The 20,207-nt window shown below is 36.7% G+C and carries 22 protein-coding genes and 2 pseudogenes; 12 read left to right on the top strand and 12 right to left on the bottom strand.

Annotated elements, in window-relative coordinates; genetic code table 11:
* Positions 1-43: 43 nt before the first annotated feature.
* Positions 44-2,578 (top strand): tetratricopeptide repeat protein, encoded by a 2,535-nt coding sequence (locus J4T77_RS01705; RefSeq protein ID WP_190321212.1) that lies wholly within the window; start codon positions 44-46, stop codon positions 2,576-2,578.
* Between the two features lie 38 nt (positions 2,579-2,616).
* On the opposite strand, the gene odhB is transcribed toward J4T77_RS01705, so the two are convergent.
* Positions 2,617-3,789, bottom strand: a complete 1,173-nt coding sequence (gene odhB / locus J4T77_RS01700; protein ID WP_010962667.1) for a 2-oxoglutarate dehydrogenase complex dihydrolipoyllysine-residue succinyltransferase — start codon at positions 3,787-3,789, stop codon at positions 2,617-2,619.
* A gap of 785 nt (positions 3,790-4,574) precedes the next feature.
* Here odhB and J4T77_RS01695 point away from each other — a divergent pair.
* The 4 genes from J4T77_RS01695 (at position 4,575) to J4T77_RS01680 (ending at position 6,788) form a co-directional block, all read left to right on the top strand.
* A complete protein-coding gene (locus J4T77_RS01695; RefSeq protein ID WP_167480075.1) occupies positions 4,575-4,721 on the top strand; it encodes a hypothetical protein in 147 nt (48 codons plus the stop codon).
* 22 nt (positions 4,722-4,743) lie between these two features.
* Positions 4,744-5,622 (top strand): hydroxymethylbilane synthase, encoded by an 879-nt coding sequence (gene hemC, locus J4T77_RS01690; protein ID WP_010962666.1) that lies wholly within the window; start codon positions 4,744-4,746, stop codon positions 5,620-5,622.
* Entirely contained in the window at positions 5,613-6,500 is an 888-nt protein-coding gene (gene murB, locus J4T77_RS01685) for a UDP-N-acetylmuramate dehydrogenase (protein WP_010082163.1), read from the top strand. Before hemC ends, murB begins: the two co-directional genes overlap by 10 nt.
* Before the next feature lie 96 nt (positions 6,501-6,596).
* A complete protein-coding gene (locus J4T77_RS01680) occupies positions 6,597-6,788 on the top strand; it encodes a hypothetical protein (RefSeq protein WP_070356842.1) in 192 nt (63 codons plus the stop codon).
* 114 nt (positions 6,789-6,902) lie between these two features.
* Here the strand turns inward: J4T77_RS01680 and J4T77_RS01675 are convergent.
* The 8 genes and pseudogenes from J4T77_RS01675 to J4T77_RS01645 form a co-directional block, all read right to left on the bottom strand.
* A pseudogene (locus J4T77_RS01675) lies at positions 6,903-7,699 on the bottom strand (Rpn family recombination-promoting nuclease/putative transposase).
* Positions 7,696-8,106, bottom strand: coding sequence for a group II intron maturase-specific domain-containing protein (locus tag J4T77_RS01670; protein ID WP_233641081.1), 411 nt, complete (start codon positions 8,104-8,106; stop codon positions 7,696-7,698). The pseudogene J4T77_RS01675 and the gene J4T77_RS01670 overlap by 4 nt, the downstream one beginning before the upstream one ends.
* Positions 8,063-8,524 (bottom strand): reverse transcriptase domain-containing protein, encoded by a 462-nt coding sequence (locus J4T77_RS01665; RefSeq protein WP_255717905.1) that lies wholly within the window; start codon positions 8,522-8,524, stop codon positions 8,063-8,065. The genes J4T77_RS01670 and J4T77_RS01665 overlap by 44 nt, the downstream gene beginning before the upstream one ends.
* A complete protein-coding gene (locus tag J4T77_RS06995) occupies positions 8,518-8,742 on the bottom strand; it encodes a hypothetical protein (RefSeq protein ID WP_255717899.1) in 225 nt (74 codons plus the stop codon). Before J4T77_RS06995 ends, J4T77_RS01665 begins: the two co-directional genes overlap by 7 nt.
* 254 nt (positions 8,743-8,996) lie before the next feature.
* The gene (locus J4T77_RS01660; RefSeq protein WP_233641080.1) at positions 8,997-9,188 is read right to left on the bottom strand and encodes a reverse transcriptase N-terminal domain-containing protein; all 192 of its coding nucleotides are present in this window, start codon (positions 9,186-9,188) and stop codon (positions 8,997-8,999) included.
* 84 nt (positions 9,189-9,272) lie between these two features.
* The gene (locus tag J4T77_RS01655) at positions 9,273-9,416 is read right to left on the bottom strand and encodes a hypothetical protein (protein WP_173862902.1); all 144 of its coding nucleotides are present in this window, start codon (positions 9,414-9,416) and stop codon (positions 9,273-9,275) included.
* Positions 9,417-9,664: 248 nt separating this feature from the next.
* Complete coding sequence (locus J4T77_RS01650) at positions 9,665-9,838, bottom strand: hypothetical protein (protein ID WP_233641023.1); 174 nt, start codon at positions 9,836-9,838, stop codon at positions 9,665-9,667.
* Between the two features lie 26 nt (positions 9,839-9,864).
* Positions 9,865-10,110 (bottom strand): annotated as a pseudogene (locus tag J4T77_RS01645) (PD-(D/E)XK nuclease family transposase); the annotation flags it as partial.
* 912 nt (positions 10,111-11,022) lie between these two features.
* Between J4T77_RS01645 and J4T77_RS01640 the strand changes: the two are divergent.
* From J4T77_RS01640 to J4T77_RS01615, 6 genes are all read left to right on the top strand, one after another.
* Positions 11,023-12,729 carry an ABC transporter ATP-binding protein gene (locus J4T77_RS01640; protein WP_010962562.1) on the top strand — a complete coding sequence of 569 codons (1,707 nt, stop codon included), beginning with the start codon at positions 11,023-11,025 and terminating at the stop codon, positions 12,727-12,729.
* A 195-nt stretch (positions 12,730-12,924) separates the two neighbouring features.
* Positions 12,925-13,143, top strand: a complete 219-nt coding sequence (locus J4T77_RS01635; protein WP_010962563.1) for a hypothetical protein — start codon at positions 12,925-12,927, stop codon at positions 13,141-13,143.
* Positions 13,144-13,236: 93 nt separating this feature from the next.
* On the top strand, positions 13,237-14,943 hold the full coding sequence (argS, locus tag J4T77_RS01630; RefSeq protein ID WP_190321237.1) for an arginine--tRNA ligase: 1,707 nt from the start codon (positions 13,237-13,239) through the stop codon (positions 14,941-14,943).
* Positions 14,944-15,037: 94 nt separating this feature from the next.
* The gene (locus tag J4T77_RS01625) at positions 15,038-15,262 is read left to right on the top strand and encodes a hypothetical protein (protein WP_010962565.1); all 225 of its coding nucleotides are present in this window, start codon (positions 15,038-15,040) and stop codon (positions 15,260-15,262) included.
* Positions 15,243-15,542: a type II toxin-antitoxin system RelE family toxin gene (locus J4T77_RS01620; protein WP_010962566.1), complete on the top strand. Its 300-nt coding sequence runs from the start codon at positions 15,243-15,245 to the stop codon at positions 15,540-15,542. Before J4T77_RS01625 ends, J4T77_RS01620 begins: the two co-directional genes overlap by 20 nt.
* A gap of 325 nt (positions 15,543-15,867) precedes the next feature.
* Complete coding sequence (locus J4T77_RS01615) at positions 15,868-16,023, top strand: hypothetical protein (RefSeq protein ID WP_167513690.1); 156 nt, start codon at positions 15,868-15,870, stop codon at positions 16,021-16,023.
* Positions 16,024-16,542: 519 nt separating this feature from the next.
* Here J4T77_RS01615 and J4T77_RS01610 read toward each other — a convergent pair.
* On the bottom strand, positions 16,543-17,838 hold the full coding sequence (locus tag J4T77_RS01610) for a Na+/H+ antiporter NhaC family protein (RefSeq protein WP_233641079.1): 1,296 nt from the start codon (positions 17,836-17,838) through the stop codon (positions 16,543-16,545).
* A 209-nt stretch (positions 17,839-18,047) separates the two neighbouring features.
* On the opposite strand from J4T77_RS01610, the gene J4T77_RS01605 reads away from it, so the two are divergent.
* A complete protein-coding gene (locus J4T77_RS01605; RefSeq protein WP_155975180.1) occupies positions 18,048-18,215 on the top strand; it encodes a hypothetical protein in 168 nt (55 codons plus the stop codon).
* A 755-nt stretch (positions 18,216-18,970) separates the two neighbouring features.
* Here J4T77_RS01605 and ccmA read toward each other — a convergent pair.
* Together ccmA and J4T77_RS01595 are read right to left on the bottom strand one after the other, a co-directional pair.
* Complete coding sequence (gene ccmA, locus J4T77_RS01600) at positions 18,971-19,594, bottom strand: heme ABC exporter ATP-binding protein CcmA (RefSeq protein ID WP_007548816.1); 624 nt, start codon at positions 19,592-19,594, stop codon at positions 18,971-18,973.
* A 3-nt stretch (positions 19,595-19,597) separates the two neighbouring features.
* Positions 19,598-20,029: a hypothetical protein gene (locus tag J4T77_RS01595; protein ID WP_010082661.1), complete on the bottom strand. Its 432-nt coding sequence runs from the start codon at positions 20,027-20,029 to the stop codon at positions 19,598-19,600.
* Between the last annotated feature and the right edge of the window lie 178 nt (positions 20,030-20,207).

The raw sequence follows: 20,207 nt of genomic DNA, 5'->3' as shown, positions 1-20,207 counted from the left end.
TTACTTGTTTCCGGACAACCTCTTAGGAGGCTTTCGATTTGAGGTGAGAAATCCAGTAGGATCGTTCACTGGAAGCACAGAAGAATTACGAGAACTACACAAATTAATACAAAAAAGTCAAGGTGTAGCCACAGTAATATCGCAACTGGTTTCTATTAGTGGGTTGGGAGGAATAGGTAAGACTGAGCTGGCCAAAAAATATATTGAAGAACACAGTAAAGATTATGACAACAATATTATATGGATAAAAGCTGAAACCCATGAAACCATGGTGCAGTCTTTTCTCAGGTTAGCTAGAGATCCTTTAGGCATTCCTACAGAAGATAGGGATATTGAATCTATTGTAAGAGACATATACGCTTTTTTCGCCAAGAGAAAAAGTCTCTTTGTTTTCGATAATGCAGAAGAATATAGAAGTGAAGGTCAAGATGCTGGTATTAGTCAATTCTTACCGTCCCACTTTTTATCATCTGATGATAATAAACCTAGTGTTTTGATTACCTCTCGTAATCAGAAATGGGGAGATATAAAATCATTAACATTGGGTGCATTTACTGAACCAGAATCAATAGACTTTATTAGAAAAGCATTAGGTATAAAAGATGGTTCACAAGAAAATGAAATAAAGAATTTGGCAGAAACATTACAGCATTTTCCTTTAGCTTTGCAGCAGGCAGTTGCATACATAAAAGAAAGGGATATAGCATTAAAGAATGTAGGCTTGAAGTTTGAAATTAGTGATTATTTAAAGAGATACAAAGAGGAAGCAGAAAAATTACTTGATTTTAAGTTTCCTAAAGACAGCGACAATAGCTACACCAAGACAACTTTTATAACCTGGAGAATTACTATTGATAAAATCAAAGATAACCCAGAGTATGGTCAGCAAGCCAAAGAAATCTTGGATATCATTGCCTATATTGCTCCTGACAACATTCCTGCAAAAATGTTTTTAGGGGTAGAACGCAATGAAGAAAAGTTAGGTGATGCTATCCAACTACTTAAACAATATTCAATGATCAACTCAGGAGAAGAGCAAAGCTCAGTCAATATCCACAGGTTAGTACAGCAAGTAACAAGAATAGAGTTAGAAAAACAAGGCAAAGACAAAGTTGTGAAAAAGACTTTTGAGTTACTGGAAGAAAGCTTTCCTTACGGCAGTGATAAATTAGAAGATTATGCTAAGAAACGACAATTATTGCCGCATTTAGAAGCGTTCTTATCACATGTAGATAATTGGCTAACAAAAAATCCTTCAGAAAAACAAACAATAGAAAAGGATTATCTTGTAAATTTGTTAATATGGATAGGCGATGGATATTTTGATTTAGATCCTAGAAGACAAAAGAAGTCGCTTGAACGGGTTTTACCTATCATCAAGAAACATTATGGCTCTGATCATTTTCAAGCTGCTATTACATTAGCAAACCTTGGCATTGCTTATGGTGCTTTAGGTGATCCTCAGAAAGAAAAAGAGTTGCTTGAACGGGCTTTACCTATCTTGAAGACACATTATAGCCCTGATCATTTCGAAGTTGCTAAACTGCTGGCAAACCTAGGTAACGCTTACGGGTATTTAGGCAATTATAAGAAACAAAAGGAATTGCTTGAACGAGCTTTAGCAATTCAAGAGAAACATTGTGGTTCCGATCACTCTGAAGTTGCTAGAACACTGGCAAACTTAGGCAACGTTTATGGTGCTTTAGGTGATCCTCAGAAACAAAAGGCTTTACTTGTGCGAGCTTTACTTACTTTTGAGAAACATTATGGCACTGGTCATCCTGAGGTTGCTAGAACACTAATAAGTTTAGGCACCGCTTATAGGGCTTTAGGTGATCCTCAGGAAGAAAAAGAGTTGCTTGAACGGGCTTTACCTATCTTTAAGGAATATTATGGCTATGATCATTTTGAAGTTGCTAAACTACTAGCAAACCTTGGTATCGCTTATGGTGCTTTGGGTGATCCTCAGAAAGAAAAGGAGCTGCTTGAACAGGCCTTAACAATTAAAGAAAAATATTACAACTCTGATCATTTTGAAGTCGCTATTACTCTGACAAACCTTGGTATCTCTCATGTGGATTTAGGTGACTATAAAAAACAAAAGGAGTTACTTGAACGGGCTTTAGCAATCAAAAAGAAACATTACAGGCCTGACCATTTTGAAGTTGCTAGAACACTGGCAAATCTCGGTAATTCTTATAGGGTTTTAGGTAATCCCCAGAAGGCAAAAGAGTTGCTTGAACAGGCTCTAGCAATTCGAAAGAAACATTACGGCCTCGACCATTTTGAAGTTGTTAAATTACTGGCAACCCTCGGTATCGTTTATGGCACTTTTGGCGATCATCAGAAAGCAAAAGAGTTGTTTGAACGAGCTTTACCTATTTTTGAGAAACATTATGGCTCTGGTCATGTTCAAGTTGCCAAACTACTGGCAAATCTTGGTATTGCCTATGGCGCTTTGGGCGATCACAAGAAACAAGAGGAATTGCTTGAACAGGCCTTGCCTATTTTTGAGAAACATTATGGCCCTGATCATCCGGAAGTTGCTAAACTGCTGGCAGAACTAGATGACATTTAGGTTTTTAGCAATACTGGATTAACAACAATTCATTTGAGCTACACTTCCAAAACTAATCTATTTGGATCTTCTATATAATTTTTTATTTTAACGAGGAAAGTTACTGCTCCTTTGCCGTCAACTATTCTGTGATCGTAAGAGAGAGCAATGTACATCATAGGTCTGATTTCTACTGCATTACCAACAGCAACTGGCCTGTTTTGTATTGAATGCATTCCAAGTATTCCAGATTGCGGAGGGTTTATTATCGGAGTGGAAAGAAGTGAACCGTATACTCCACCGTTTGAGATGGTAAATGTTGCACCTTCCATTTCTGATACTTGTAATTTACCCTCACGAGCTTTTTTGCCAAGAGCAACTAAAGTCAACTCAATTTCTGCAAATGACATCTGATCGGCACCCCGAATAACTGGTACAACAAGACCTTTATCGGTGCCAACAGCAACACCTACGTCATAGTAATGTTTATATATGATTTCATCGCCTGAGATTTCAGCGTTAATTTCAGCAATTTCTTTCAATGCTTGCACCGCTGCCTTTATAAAAAACGACATAAAACCAAGTTTTATTCCATATTTTTTTTCAAAGGCGTCCTTATATTTTGCTCTTAGATCCATGACATTCTTCATGTCAATTTCATTGAACGTGGTCAGTATTGCAGCAGTATTTTGCGATGCTTTCAAACGAGCGGCAATTACTTGCCTTATTTTGCTCATTTTTACTCGTTCCTCTCTTTGCTCTCCATTTACTACACTTTTTGGCAATTCATATTGTTTTATTGCAGGTTGTTCAGCTTTGTTCATATGGCCTATCACATCTGCTTTTGTTATTCTGCCTCCCATGCCAGTTCCTTTGACGCTTTCTGCACTGATTGCATTTTCTTCCATAATTTTACGAGCTGATGGAGCATCTTTTTTAGCAGCACTTTCGCTTTTATCTTCTTTTCTCGCTTCCTCTTTTACTTCTCCCATGGAAAGCTTCGCTAACAATTGATCAGGACTTATTACATCATCTTCTTTTATAAGAAATTCAGTTATTTGCCCTGAAGCTTCTGCAGTTAATTCGAGTGCTGTTTTGTCAGTTTCAATTTCAAAGATCAAGTCATCTACTTTTACTGCTTCTCCAATACCCTTCTTTATTTTTACTATACCTTCTGTAACTGATTCACCACCAAGAGTTTTTGGTGCTCTGATTTCTATAATTTTGCTCATAAAACAACTTCCGTATAAAACTTTCTATAGATTTATACATGAAAAGAGACATGTAATAAACTAATAAATTCATTGAGGCTCTTATCATTTAGAAGTGACAAACGGATAACATATTCCCAAATGTCATTCCAGCACGTGACGCTAGGCCATAAAAATTCCTTGACAAGCTTCGCCAACCCCCTTATCATGAAACTGAAGCTATTTATTTATCTTCGCAATCTGTGCAGGTTAATGACAAAAAACTTAGGGTATTTGGCGTCTCATGTTTAATTTTTCGCACTACGTGCATCGCATGTCTTTAAAAATTTCTGGGTTTTTACCTATATAAGCCGAAACGCGCTTACAAAGCGTTTAAGACAGCAAAAAACGTCAAATTGACAAGGAGAATTTGAATGCTAGCTACTACGGGGTTTCTTTGCCTTTTTCCTGCTTAGTAAATTTCTTAAACACTTGCGGTGTAGGTTAGTTGCAAGTTAAAAGCAGCTAAATCGCTCTTAATCAAGCGTTTTAGAATAAAAAAAACGCCGATATTTTAGTACATAGTAAATAGCCAACCACCACGGGGCTTCTTTTGCCTTTTTTTTTCGCTTGGTAAATTTTTTAATATTTATAGCTAAACGACAACCGTCATCCCGCTGCTTGTTAGCGGGATCTAGAGATACCGCGAATGAATCGCGGGATGACGGTTAAATAATTCGTCATCCCGCTACGTGTTAGCGGGATCTAGAGATACCGTGACGGTATGACGGTTCGCGGTGGTATGACGATAAGGTTTATACCTTGTCATGCAAGTACTAGAATCCAGTAAGCTTATTTATGCATATAAAAGGTTATTATTTTGTAAAGTCAAAGTTGCTTTTGGTTTTAAGTTAAAGTACAATAAATGCAAAGGTTTATATAAACTGGATCCAAGTAGTCAGCTACTTGAATGACATCAGACAAACAATCGTACACATGCTAGTCAAAATAGGTACCAGAGGAAGCAAGCTTGCAGTTGCCCAGGCTTTGGAAGCAAAACAAAAGTTGCTGGATTCTTTTCCTAACTTATCTATTGAAATTGTTAAAATAAAAACTTCTGGAGATAAGTATGCAAACGCAAATCTTGCTGAAATAGGAGGCAAAGGATTATTCATTAAAGAAATTGAGACTGAATTGCTCGAAAATAATATAGACATGGCAGTTCATTCGCTAAAAGATATGCCTGCGTTTTTCTCAGGGGGTTTAACAATTCCTTGTGTTTTAGAAAGGCTAAGTTCATGCGATGCGTTTATTTCTCATAAACACAATAGCCTTGAGTCTTTGCCACAGCAGGCTACTATTGCCACTTCTTCAATAAGAAGAAAAGTTCAGTTGTTAAATGTTAGACCAGATTTAAATATAGTACCGCTACGTGGAAATGTAACAACCAGATTGCAAAATCAAAGTTTTGATGGAATAATTCTAGCTGAAGCAGGACTCATAAGATTAGAAAAACATCACTTGATTACAGAGGTATTGCCACCAAAAGTTATGTTAAGTGCAGTGGGGCAGGGGGCGGTTTGTATTCAATGTAGAAGGAATGATGTAAAAATTATCGATCTTTTAGAGAAAATTAATAATAATATGTCTTTTATAGGAGTGAAATCAGAGCGCAGTTTTATGAAGACAGTGAATGGTTCATGTTTTACACCACTTGCAGCTTTGGCTGAATATGTGAGCGAAAATATGCTACACCTTCGTTGTATGTTAGCAAGTGGAAAAAATATATACTTCACTGAGCGCACTTCATTTATAGAAGATGCGGAGAAAATGGGTATGGATGCAGGATTAGAGTTGAAATCAAAATGCTTATAAGCTTACCTAAAGTACGTGGAATCTATCGTTATGATGTCTTAATGTCTAAAGCGACGTGGTTAAATGTTGGTGGACGAGCTGATGTATTATTTAAACCATGTGATATTGAAGATTTAACATACTTGATTAAAAATACTGAACTGCCAGTTAGCGTTATTGGTGCAACATCCAACATAATAGTGCGAGATAGTGGCATTCGAGGAATAACAGTAAAATTAGGTAAGGAGTTTGCATATATTAAAAGTAAGGGTAACAACTCTATTGTAGCTGGGGGAGCTGTGCTGCTCAGCAACCTTGCTCACTTTGCGGGAAATCAGCAGATTAGTGGGTTGGAGTTTCTAGTTGGAATTCCAGGAACAGTTGGTGGCGGAATAGAAATGAATGCAGGTGCATATGGTAGTGATATCGCAAGTGTTGTACAATCTATAAAAGCAGTGAATCTAGAGGATGGAAACCTATATGAGTTCTCCAGCGAAGAAATGGGGTATTTTTACCGTGGACATAGCCTAAAAGGAAATTGGATTTTTGTTGAAGCTGAGTTTAAAGGAGTAAACTCAGAGTATGAGCTTATACTGCAAAGGTTAAAGGAAGTTATTGAGAGGAAAAATAAAAGCCAGCCAATAAGAGGAAAAACTGCTGGGTGCATATTCAAAAATCCAAAAAACTACCGAGCATGGGAGTTAATTGATAAATCTGGCTGCCTAAGGTTAAATATTGGTGGAGCTAGAATCTCTAAGAAACATTGTAACTTCTTGCTCAATTACGATAATGCAACTGCATCTGACTTGGAAAACCTTGGCAACAAAGTAAAAGATGCAGTAAAGGATAAATTTAATGTTGAACTTGAGTGGGAAATAAGGGTTTTGGGTAGCTATTAGATAGTTTTTATAGCTTATGTATATTCGTTCAGGAGAACGGCAAATAAGGTAAACAAGTAATCTAAAAAAATAATCATAGAGAAACCGTGAGGTAATGTGGTTAATCTTGTAGAACTTTGCAAGAATCTAGAGAGAAAAATAGCAAAGTTATACCAATTCTCATTATTAGTGAATCAAATAAGCGATATTGTAGAGTTATTTAATTGTGGAGTGAGAAAGAAAGGCAATAGTATGGCTTTTTTTCCATTGTTATCTATCCGTTTATTGTGCAGTGGGAATTGGTATTAGCTGAACGGACACTATTGTTATACTATATCTTATATACAATTGTGCAATATGGACAATGGCAACAAATTTACTAGCGAAATTCAGTGATTTATGATTGATAATTAAAGTTCTTAATTAGTAACCGTTCACACTTAATTCTTCAATCTCACTAATAGAAAGGCCAGTAAATTTGACAATAGTGTTGACATCAACATTGTTAGCCAGCATTGCTTTTGCGACTTCGATTTTTCCTTCGATTTTTCCTTCCTCTTTACCGATTTTGATGCCTCTTTCTTCGCCAATTTGGATGCCTTTTTCAGTAGCAAGATCAAGTCTGTATTCAAGAATGGCTTCTTCTTTGCGCAGATCCATTATTCTTTCTTCATAAGTTATTAGATCTTTTTCATTCCAGTGAAACTTATCTAATTCATCATATGCTAGCTTTATTATTGGTGATTTTTCCGCAATTTTTCTGAGATCTTCGTCCGTTGTTTCATCTGCATATTTGAAAAAAAATAGCCAACGGTCTACTACACTTTCTAGTTGTTCTTCTCTACTCTTAGGAAATTTTGGCAGCTCTATGAAGATAAATTGAAAATCTTTTAAGTCATGCTCATTGGTTTTTTCATCTCTTATGGTATGGCTAGATATATAGTCAAGCTTATCAGGGAATAAGGTACAATTTGAAATCGCGATAAAGAAAATCTTCTTTAAATCAACGTATTTACCAGATTTATCAGCTTGTCTTGAGTAAGCCTTAGCAGCATAAAGTTGTGCGCGTTTTTCAAAGCCCTTAGTTTTAGCGACCTGGTTAGGTAAGGAAGTAGTATTGCTACTACTCCTCCCTTAGAAACGCAGCATGCAGGTTTCTCCACACTACGCTTGAGCCCCTTATCTAAGTCCTTCTTTTCTCGAACCGGCTTGTCCTTCATGATTCCTCAGAAAACATCATTCTTAATGGTGACACCAACAGCAGAGAACCTTCTCTTGAGAAAGAGCTTGCTAACATTTTTGTTTGTTTCACTCTTTCATCAAAATACTTTTTCCATTTTAAGTCAAGTGGATTTGCATCCGCCCTGATTTTAACATGTCGTCTGATAGGTATATCAATCAACCTAAGCAGTCTTAAATACCTTATCTCTTTCGGTTTGTTCTTGCATATGGGTGCAGCAAAGACCCATTGGCGTTGTTTCATTACCTTGAAGTAACGATTCTTTATCCAACGTAATCCTTTACGAGGATGTCTTTTCTTTGCCCATTTCCATAGAGCACACATAATTTCATGGTCTATTTTGTTAAAGCTCTTTTCGCACACACATGGCTGTAGTAATTTTCCCATCCCTTAATAGGGAATTGAGCAACTTGATTAGTACGGCCTGAGTGTTCGCTATGTTTGCCTTTATCAATGTACGTGCTTTATTAAGAAGTTTCTTAATACTTTCTTTTGAAGGTTTTATAATTAACTTCTTATTATACCTGCGTACATTACAACCAAGAAAGTCAAACCCTGTTGTAATAGATGTAATTTTTGTTTTCTCTTCGGAAAGGATAAGACCTCTCTCCTGAAGAAAGGACGATACTAGAGGTTTTACTTCATTTTCCAGTACTTCACGTGTGATTCCTGAAATGATAAAGTCATCTGCGTACCTGATTACATTTACTCCACTTCTGATTTTGCTTCTTCTTTTACTGCCAAGTTTACCAAATTGACTTTCCAATGATTTTTCAAGTCCATTTAGGGCTAGATTTGCTAGTATTGGAGAGATGATACTACCTTGTGGGGTACCTGCAGTTGTGGAATACAGAGTTTTGATTCTAGGAAGCCAGCTTTTAACCAGCTATGAAGAATTTTCTTCTCCATAGGAATATGCTTCATGAGCCATTCATGGTTAATGTTATCAAAACACCCTTTAATATCACCTTCGAGTATCCATTGTAGTTGGTTACGGCTTGCCAGTAACAAGTGGCAAGCCACAGTAGCGTCTGCGCAGGATCTTTTGGTCTAAAACCATAAGAGTGACGATCACTGATCGTTTCAGCTATCGGTTCCAAAGCAAACAAGTATAATGCTTGCATGGCTCTATCTTTTATCGTAGGGATTCAGAGGTCTTCTTTTGCCATTAGACTTACTGATGTATATCCGTTTTAGCGGAGAAGGTTTGTATCCTCTTTGTTTTAATAGCTTTATTCCTTGAAATTTTGTGTTGCAAGTTGACCATATTTGACGATCTACACCTGCTGTGTTTTTCCTTGGTTTTCAGTTACTCTCTTAACCGCCAAAGCTTTGCCGCTAAAAGAGCGTGTGAGAAGGTGTTGTAAAGTTTTCACCTTACCCCATCTGCCTTGTTGGACAGCCTTAACAATACGCCTCTGTAGCCTCATAACAACTTTTGGCATTTCTTCCAGGGTAACTGGTTCCATGCTTCGGAGTTATTGGTAGGTGCACTTACAGTTGTACTTGTAATCATCTGCTTTCCTACCTTAAGTGGTTAACAAAGTTTCTTGTCATGAAGGACCAAATGGAAGTCTGCTCGTTTTCACGCGAATTAATGTTACAAATTCTATCCATTTCGTTACAAAATGGCATTCGCTTTCTCCATTATCCTTTACCTGCACATCCATCAGCATTCCTTGCGGGTTGCCTGCCATATAGGCGAAAATACAGGCTTATCCTGTTCCTTTTGTCATACAATAGTGGGTTAGGTGGCTTCTCTATACCGGTGGAATTATTATTTGCGTACATCCAGAAATGAAAAATGTCACATTACCTTTTGGTCGGAGCTTATCAGCATCTTTAGCTCTTTAATCGTTACGATACTTATGAAGCTTCACTTACGTTCACCATACCACTAAGCCTAGCCCTCCAACCACATGATGCTTGTAGTTTATGCTTTCTCTCACGATTGAGCATCTTCTTTATCAAGAGGAGGTTCATTGTCCGCGTCGCTCAGCACCAACTGGTTACCCAATTCGCACTGATGCGTAGACTCAGATGGCAAAACATCTGGCTCAATAAGCTTTAGAATCCTTTCAGTTTCTTTCTGAATGAATTCCTCTCCTTTTATAAACAATATGACCGAAGGCTTTCAGGTCGCACCATCTCAATTATATACCTGTTCCCACTAGAATCTCTGCAAAGAACATCAACAATGCTTTGTTTATCAGAAGCAATTTCAGGGTCCATAATGGTGCTTAAGAATTCTACTTCTTGTATAGTGTTGACTTCAGTACATCCTAAAATATCGTTTAAAAAATGGATAAGAATATTCTTATTTTTTTCAGTGCCAAAGATTTTCTTAAATGTTAAATCTAACTTTGGATCGAGAAATTTAGAAAGAGCCATAGTAAAAATACTGAGAAAAGATTAATAATTATACACTATTATTAACAACTATTCAACCATATTTTTAAGTATAGCTATACCGCCGCGGCGCTAACACGTAGCGGGATGACGAGGTTATCGTCACGCTGCCACGAACCGTCATACCGCCGCGGTATCTCTTAACATAGATCCCTTACTTAACCGTCATACCTTAACATAGATCCCGCTAACACGTAGGGGAATGACGAGGTCATGCCGCCGCAAACCGTCATACCGCCGCAGTATCTCTTAGCCGCTAACAAGTAGCGGGATGACGGTTGTCGTTTAGCTGCAAACGTTAAGAAATTTACCAAATGAAAAAAAAGGCAAAAGAAGCCCTGGGGTTATTATCCGCTTTAAAATATTGGCGTTTTTTATGTTTTAAACGCTTGACAAGCAAGATTAAGCTGCTTTTAATTGCAACTAACTTACGCTGCAAATGTTTAAGAAGTTTACTAAGCAGAAAAAAAGACAAAGAATCCCCGAGTTAGCTAGTCTTTTACTATCTCTGTCGAGTATTGGCATTTTTTGATGTCTTGTAACGCTTTATAAGCGCGTTCAGCTTATTTAGATAAAAATCTAGATGTAGATGAAGTTTTGTAAAGACATACAGTATCTATATACTGCAAAAAATTGAACATGAGACGCCGATACATTAAGTAATCCTTACCTTTTAATCTGCAGATTGGCGAAAGCAAATACAATAGCTTCAATTTTATGATAAGGGGGCTGGCGGAGTTTGTCAAGTAAGTTTTTTGTTTCTGCGAGCTACTACCCTTTCTTGGTGGACTAAAATCACAACAGCTGCAGAACCTAAATTGCTTCATACTACACCTTTCCCCTTTCCCCTGAAACTAAAATCTATATACTTAACTTTAGAAACTTTAAAATAAGATGCGATCTAATATTAGGCAGTTATTTTACTATATAAAGCCTAATCTATCCTATTTTGTCATAGCTTTTATTGCAGTTTTATTTTCAGCCTTAACGATCCTCCTCTTTGGCAGAGGCTTAAGCAATATAATTGATTCTGGCACAGAGCACGATTTTACTACCAAACTATTAGTTGCAATACTTATAGTTTTAGCCATTTCTCTCACTGCATTTACTCGGTTATATTTCATTGGCATTGGCAGCGAGAAAGTTATCGCAAGAATCAGATATGACTTATATAGCAGTATCACTAACTTGCAACCAAGTTTCTTTGAGAACACAGGCGTACAAGATGTTATCTCAGCGTTAATTACTGATACCTCTGTGCTGCAATCAATAATAAACAGCAGCTTACTAACCATATTACGAAATTTTGTGATTCTGATTGGCAGTGTTGCTATGTTATTATATACAAATATACAACTAACTGCGTATGCAGCCGCAATAATACCTATACTACTCATTATCATGACCTCACTTGGAAAAAAAGTGCGTAGCTATGCACGCTTTGCCCAGGATAAATTAAGTGAGCTTGCGTCATTTAGTGAGGAAAATTTTAGATCTATAGTGACTATCAAATCGTTTGTACTCGAAGAAAATGAAAAAACCCGTTTTAAGGAGTATTTAAACTCAGTATCAAAATCATACGTAAAATTAGTACTCTTGCGTGCTATTCTAGTAACTCTAGTTATCACGTGTGTGATAGGTTCACTAGTTGTTTTGCTCTTTTTTGGTATTAAAGAAGTCTTAAGCAATAATATAACTATTGGAGAACTCTCCTCATTTGTGTTTTATTCAGCGCTTGCGGCAGGAGCTATAAATAATTTGAGCGATAATATCAGTGATTTACAACGAGGTCTTGGAATAGTAGAGCGTTTATTTGAATTTAAAAATATGAAAAGCTCTATAGTAGATGCCGATGATCCTATAAAAATTTATAGTGTTCAAAAAGGAATTTCGTTTAATGGTGTAACATTTTTTTATGCTGATAAGCCAGCATTAGATAACGTATCATTTTCTATAGAGGCAGGTCAAGCAGTATCAATTGTTGGACCATCTGGCAGTGGTAAAAGCACCATTTTAAAGCTTCTGCTCCGTTTTCATGATCCAAACAAAGGTAGCATTACTATCGATGGGCACAATATTAAGTCAATTGCGCTAAATGACCTCAGATCGTTGTTTGGCTTAGTGCCACAAGATCACATGATATTTTCTTGCTCAATAATGGAAAATATACTATATGGCAAACCAGGTGCCGAATATGAGGAAGTGAAGCAAGCAGCCATCAGCGCTTATGCGATGGAATTTATTGATAAGCTGCCTGATAAATTTGATACATTTGTAGGAAAAAGAGGATTAAAACTTTCTGAAGGACAAAAACAACGTATTGTAATAGCAAGGGCCATACTCAACAATCCTCAGGTTTTAATACTGGATGAAGCAACCTCTGCCCTTGATTACAAAAGTGAGAACCTCGTGCAAAAAGCATTGAGCAAGTTAATGCAAAACAGAACAACAATCGTAATTACACACAGGCTATCAACCGCACTCAAGACTGACAAGATTATAGTAATTAATCATGGAAAAGTAGAAGAAGTAGGAACTCATGACTTTCTAATGAGTAAAGACGGGCTGTATGCAAAACTGGCGAAGATACAGTGGAATTGAAAGAAAATTTAAATCATACCGTTAGTTGATATGCTAGATTTATAATTAAAATTATTAAATTTTTAATTTTATTATTTTATAATGGTTCCATAGTTATCCGGAAATTTCGTGATCTGTAGTTTCTTTCATTCACGTTATATTCATAGCTTGTTCTATCTTAATGTAATTCCAATTTTGACTGTATAGGAGGTCTCTATGTTAAAACATAACTATAGTGATAAAATCAATAATCGCTATTCATATACTAACAAATTTTCTTATAGTGATGAGGGTGTAGACGAGACGATCAAGGATAAAATCACAACTGAAGATCAGGTAGTAACTGATGATGTTGAAGAGCCTGATGCTGGTAATGATGGTTACAGCGAAGGTATGGCTTTCTCTTACCATGGTTACGGCAACGACTTAATATAAACTCTGATCCAGGAAGATAAAATAGTTAAGATAAACCTTCAACTAGTCCCACTTATTCACTATACTGCTATAGATTTTATAGCAATATAGTGAATGAACATTTTTAAGCAGATTTCCTCTCTAATCTTTAGTAAATTGAATGAGTTGAAACAAAGGGGTGTTATAAGCACAAGTGCAGCAAACTTTATCATAGAGCCTCCAAGCAATAGAGTCCATGGAGACATTTACACAAATGTTGCTATGGTGCTTGCAAAGCATGCAAAGAAGAATCCCATTGAAATTGCAGAGGTTTTAGCCAAAGAATTTGAACTTTTTGATGAAGTTGCAAAAGTGGAAATAGCAGGCTCTGGTTTCATCAACATGCACTTAAAAATAGAAGTGTGGCATGGAATTTTAAAACAAATAAATGAGCTAAAAACAGAGTTTGGCACCCTAGATATAGGGAACAATCAGGCCATTAATGTTGAATTTGTATCTGCAAATCCAACTGGTCCACTGCATATTGGTCATGCAAGAGGGGCAGTATTTGGTGACGTTCTGGCAAATTTATTGAAAAAAGTTGGTTATAAAGTTACTAAGGAATACTATATTAATGATGCTGGAGCGCAGATAGATACGCTAATTCGGTCAGTATATTTGCGGTATAAGGAAGCTCTGGGAGAAAAAATCAGCATCGAAAAAGGTTTATACCCAGGTGAATATTTAAAACCAATAGGGACTGGGCTGGCCAAAAAATATGGCGCAGAGCTTCTAGAAAAGCAAGATAATCAAGTGATTAGAGACTATGCTTTAAGTTCTATCTTAGAGATCATAAAGGAAGACATGAACTTACTTGGAGTAAATCATGATGTTTTTACTTCAGAGTATGAGCTACAAAAAAGTGGCAAAATTGAAGAGAGTATAAAGATATTGTCTGACAAGGGTCTAGTGTATGAAGGGTACCTGGAGAAACCAAAAGGCAAAGAAAGCGAAAATTGGACTTCCAGAAAAGAGATGCTATTTCGCTCTACAAAATTTGGTGATGACGTTGACCGTGCATTGAAGAAAGAGGACGGCAGTTGGACTTATTTTGCCTCGGATATCGCTTACCATTTTGATAAGATATCGCGTGGTTTTAACAATATGATCGTAGAGCTTGGTAGTGACCACGGCGGTTATGTCAAAAGACTCAAAGCAGTCGTCTCTGCGCTCAGTGATGATCAAGCAAAAATAGAGGTAAAACTGCATAATATTGTGAATTTTTTCGAGAACGGCAAACCTGTTAAGATGTCCAAAAGATCAGGAAACTTCCTAACAGCAAGAGATGTAGTGGAAGAAGTTGGCAGGGACATAACTCGTTTTATAATGCTAACACGCAAGAATGATATGGTCTTGGACTTTGATTTTGCTAAAGTTAAAGAACAGTCAAAAGACAACCCTATTTTTTACGTGCAATATGCGCATGCTCGTGCTCATTCGTTAATGCGTAATGCTCCAAAAGAGCTCCCAACAGCAGATCCTTCACTTTTAAGGACAGGTGGAGAGCTCTTCCTCATAAAAACCTTAGCAAAGTGGCCAGATGTGGTAGAAATTGCAGCAAGGCTTTGTGAGCCACACAGAATTACTTTCTACTTACTTGAAGTTGCAGAAGCGTTTCACGTTTTATGGGGGTATGGCAAGAGTGATTTAAACATGCGTTTCATACTGGAAGACAACTTAAACCTCACCGCTGCAAGAATGTTTCTCGTGCAGGCCTTAGCACACGTCATCGCTTCTGGACTTTCTATCTTCAATATAGAGCCTTTGGAAGAGATGAGTTGATTTTTTTATGCAAGATTGTTTTTTCAACGAATAGAGAAGTTGACAAAATTAAGTAAAAATGTTATAGTTTATAGTAGTATTTTCTGGTTAATATATGGCTCACAGTCAAAAAAAGCTCAATGTTAATGTAAGTTTTGACAGTAAATTGGCTCAGTATCTTACAGAAATGGCAGAGACTCAAAATAAAACTATTCCTGAAGTTTTAGTAGATTTAGTGGAAGAAGAGTTCGAAGAAGATGTAGAGCTATCCAAAATAGCTGACGATCGCCTCTCTGAAGGTGAAGAAGAAGTAGAGGATGATGAAAACATCTGGAAATAAAACTTACACTATAAAATTCTTAAAAAATGTTATTGAAAAAGAAATTCCAGCTCTTCCGGCAAAGATTAAATTAATGGTTCAGGAGGCCATAAAGAAACGCCTTACAGTTGATCCTTTTAATCTAGGAAAGCCTTTATGTCATAGCTTTAGAGGGCAATATAGGATAAGGGTTAGCAACTACCGTATAATTTACATCATAAATCATTCAGAACGTAAAGTACTTATTACTGCAGTGGGGTATAGAAAAAACATTTACAAACACAGAAGATTACACAATTAAAGATATAAGAAAGATCTCACCGCTGCAACTTGTCCAAGCCTTAGCACACGTCATTGCTTCTGGACTTTCTATCTTTAATATAGAGCCGTTAGAAGAAATGAGTTGATTTTTTTTGTTACAATATGTAATGATCAAAATATTATTCAAAGTAGGGTAAAGTTATGACGATCAGTTTTAGGGAGTATTCAACTGTATTCACTGAAGTTGCGGAACAGACAGATTTAAATGGAAATAACATAATTGAAAGAATAAAAGGGCATTAGCATAGATCCCGCTAACAAGCAGCGGGATGACGGTTGTCAGGGTGTCAGGCTAGTACCTTCTCTTGTCATCCCAGTGCCCAGACACTGGGATCCAGAAAAGTTTGCTTGTGAACAAGCAAACTAGCATGGAAAGTGGTTACAACATTTTCGATGAGATTATATGGAAAACTGTATTCCAGTGTCAAGCACTGGAATACATCACAGGGGCACTGGAATGACACCCTTTACGGGCTCTTAAATTGCAACTATAAATGTTTAAGAAATTTACCAAATGAAAAAAAAGGCAAAAGAAGCCCCATGGTGGTTGGCTATTTACTATGTACTAAAATATCGGCGTTTTTTTTATTCTAAAACGCTTGATTAAGAGCGATTTAGCTGCTTTTAACTTGCAACTAACCTACACCGCAAGTGTTTAAGAAATTTACTAAGCAGGAAAAAAGGCAAAGAAACCCCGTAGTAGCTAGCATTCAAATTCTCCCTTGTCAATTTGACGTTTTTTGCTGTCTTAAACGCTTTGTAAGCGCGTTTCGGCTTATATAGGTAAAAACCCAGAAATTTTTAAAGACATGCGATGCACGTAGTGCGAAAAATTAAACATGAGACGCCAAATACCCTAAGTTTTTTGTCATTAACCTGCACAGATTGCGAAGATAAATAAATAGCTTCAGTTTCATGATAAGGGGGTTGGCGAAGGGTGTCAAGTAATTCCGTTCCTTATGGGTAAAAAAAGAGAAACTCTAAGTTGCAGCCGCACAATGTTTCTCTTTTCTGCTGTTGATGATTATTTCGCCTATTGTAACTGCCACTAGAATAAAGCAATAATATACCTGTGTTAATAAAGAAATAGGTGATACAGAGGCGATGCTACCTGCTAGCAATAGTTGGGAACCATAAGGTAAGATACCTTTTGTAGCACAAGCAAAAACATCTAATAAGTATGCGCTGCGATGTGGCGCAATACTGTGTTTTTGTGCAAGCCTTTTTGCAATGCCACCACTTAGTAAAATAGCAATGGTATTATTGGCAACTAAGGTAGTAAACATAGACGCAATTCCTGCTATCACAAATTCAGCTTTAGTTTTTGTGATATTGCTTTCATCGATGAGTTTATGCAACGCTTTTTGACCTTGCTTGTACATTATATGGCTCAATCCACCGATAAATAGAGCAAATATCACTATTTCGTTTACTTTTGTGAAACCGTCATACACGTCATGAGGAAATTGAATGATAGCATAGTCAAAAAAAGTTATTCCTAGCACACCAGCAATAATTATGTTTATAGTTATTGTTACTAAAGTGGCGACTTCAAGCAGCCCCATGATTATTAAAGAAATGTAAGGAATAATTTTTATTATAGAATAATAATCTAAATTTGATATAGAAATAATTTTTGTACTATTTGAGGCAACTGCTAGGTAGATGAGTGTTATAATGCTGGCAATAAGTGCAACTTTAGAGTTTATTTTAAGTTTATCTTTTGCTGAAGCTTCCTGTGAAGAAACAGATGCAATGGTGGTATCAGATATCATCGAAAGGTTATCGCCAAACACGGCACCACCTACTACAGTTGCAGTTCCTATTTCGAGACCAAAAGCTCCACTTTTTGCCAGATTAACAGCTATAGGTACCATCAGCGCAACAACTCCCATAGATGTGCCAATTGCAGTTGAAATAAAAGCAGAAGCCAAAAATACTCCAGGCAGCAGTAATCTCGCTGGAAGGAAATTAAGAATTAAATTAGCAACAGTGTCTGCGCTACCGATTGATTGAGTCACCGCAGAAAATGCTCCAGAAAATAAAAAAATTAAACACATAGTAAGGGTGTTTTTGTCACCCATGCCCTTGATAACAGTATCGATGTTATGCTGAATTTTATTTGTACCACGTGAGACAGCAAAAAATAGTGCTGGTAATAAGCAGATTACTGGTGAAACCTGATGAAGTGGATTATCAGTTCCGATAAAAGAAAAATAAGCACCACTTCCAAGATACAAGATTAAAAAAATAATCAAGGGGACAAAAGCTGTCATTTTACTGTACCTAAACTTATAACTATAACTATAACTAATTAAGTGGTTTTAAGCAAGTTTGGTTTTCACTAGTTCTACAGGAAGTCAATAGCAGAGTTTTAAACTTCATATTTAATCTACTAAATAAATAGCACATGTAGCTTATTGCTTGACAATAGGATCTAATTGTTGTCTAGATTCCAGCATCACGCGCACAACTGTACGAACATTTGTTTGCGAAGAAATGTTATAGCTGGTTTTGCCTCAAACACAAAGATGTCATCCGAGTAGCTGACTACTTGGATCCAGAAAATTTTGCTGCGAGTAAGCAAATTTGTTTGGTGAGCATAGAAAGTGGAATGTGTAAGCGCAGCCTCAACAGGTTGTCATCCAAGTAGCTGACTACTTGGATCCAGATTGGATACTGAGTTGGTGAGTATAAAAGTATAGCTAACGCGAGCTCTACGTCATACCGCCGCAGAATAATTAACCGTCATACCGCGATTCATTCGCAGTATCCCTTCGCGGTATCCCTTCGCGGTATCCCTTAGCCGCTAACAAGCAGCGGGATGACGAGCTTATCGTCATGCCACCGCGAACCGTCATACCGCGATTCATTCGCGGTATCTCTAGATCCCGCTAACAAGCAGCGGGATGACGGTTGTCGTTTAGCTATAAATATTTAAGAAATTTACTAAACAGAAAAAAAGGCAAAAGAAGCCCCGTAGTTGGCTAATTACTTATATTATACTTTCAAGTATGGCGTTTTTTTATTCTAAACGCTTAATAACCGCGATTCAGCTGCTTTTAAATGCAACTAACCTTAGCTATAAATGTTTAAGAAATTTACTAAACAGAAAAAAAGGCAAAAGAAACCCTAGGGTAGCTAGTTATTCACTATCCATTTTTTAAGTTGGCGTTTTTTTATGTTTTAGACGCTTTATAAGCGCGTTTCAGCTTATGTAGGTAGAAGTTTGATAAAGACATAAGGTGCACATAGTGCAAAAAATTAAACATGAGACGCCAGATACGTGAGTTTTTTTGTCATTTAATCTGTACAGAGAAGATAAATAAATAGCTTCAGTGTTTATGATAAGGGGGCTGGCGGAGTTTGTCAAGCAAGTTTTTTATTTCTAGCGGTTGTTGCCAAAAACTATACAAGAAGTCTATTGAAATTACGTATATCAATCGTTGTAAAATCACACAATTGCTCTGTAGAGCTATGCCCTGTAATAATTACTATACCATTTTGCTCAGAGCGTATTGAGATTAGGTTCAGCACTAATTCACACGTTGCACTATCAAGATTACAAAATGGTTCATCTATCAGCCAAACGTTTGCATTAGAAATCAAGAGGCGAGCAAGCGCAACTCTCCTTTTCCAGCCTGCAGAAAGTTCGCCATATCTAATATTAAGTACAGGTTGCAACTGCAAGCAACAAATAGCTGCCACAATCAATTCTCTAGTATTTCGTATTCCTGCCCAGAATTCTACGTTTTGAGCAACAGTTAAGCTATCTTTACAGGCATTCTTATGGCCTATATAGACCATAGAAGATATATAGGATTTTGGATCATCATATATATCTTTTCCGCAGTGCCTTATATTGCCTGATACCGGCGGTAAAAGTCCAGATAAACTTCTAATTAAGCTGGTTTTACCACTACCATTTGGACCAGTGATTAGAATCTTTGATTTTAGCTCAGCTTTAAAACTGAGATTCTTAAATAGTACCTTATTATTACGAGTGCAGGATAAATTTTCACATTCAAGCATGGATTATCTGCCCTTTCCCTTATGTTTACCTTGAGTTGAAGCCTGAGCTTTTACAAACAGCTCCCAAAATCCTTTCTGTCCGCCTTCTCTATGTATCAATTGTGCAAAACGCTGCATTAAACCATTACCCATCATAACCATCTTTGTCCATTTACCTACCGGTTTTGCTATGTCAACTATTTCTGGATCTTCTTTATAAACTTGCACATCTTTTTGCTTCTCACGCAGTATTTCCTGTTGTTTCATCAACTCTTTTTGCTTATTTTTTTGATATAATTCATTGAATTTTCTGTCTTCTTCCCACTCTTCTTTAAAAACTTTTCTAGGAAATATGATTTTTCTAATGCGATTTTTGTATATTTTTCTCAAAAAGAGAAATACTTTGACTATAGCAAGTAATGCTATACTATATATAATAATTTGTCCGAAAGACATTTTCTGTACTCAGCTTACGCCACATCATATTATACCATAATTATAGAAATTGTGCAATTTTTGTGTGAGTAAAGACAGTATAAAAGTAATACTGCTCTATTTCGTAAACTGGACAAATATCTGACGAATGGGCTTGTATGTGGTAAGGTTTATTTCTATACTTTTTAAAGAATTTAGA

This window comes from Wolbachia endosymbiont of Drosophila innubila (assembly GCF_021378375.1).
GTDB classification, from domain to species: domain Bacteria; phylum Pseudomonadota; class Alphaproteobacteria; order Rickettsiales; family Anaplasmataceae; genus Wolbachia; species Wolbachia pipientis.
Note: the sequence above shows the minus strand (reverse complement) of the source record. Positions and strands in the feature narration are given on the sequence as shown.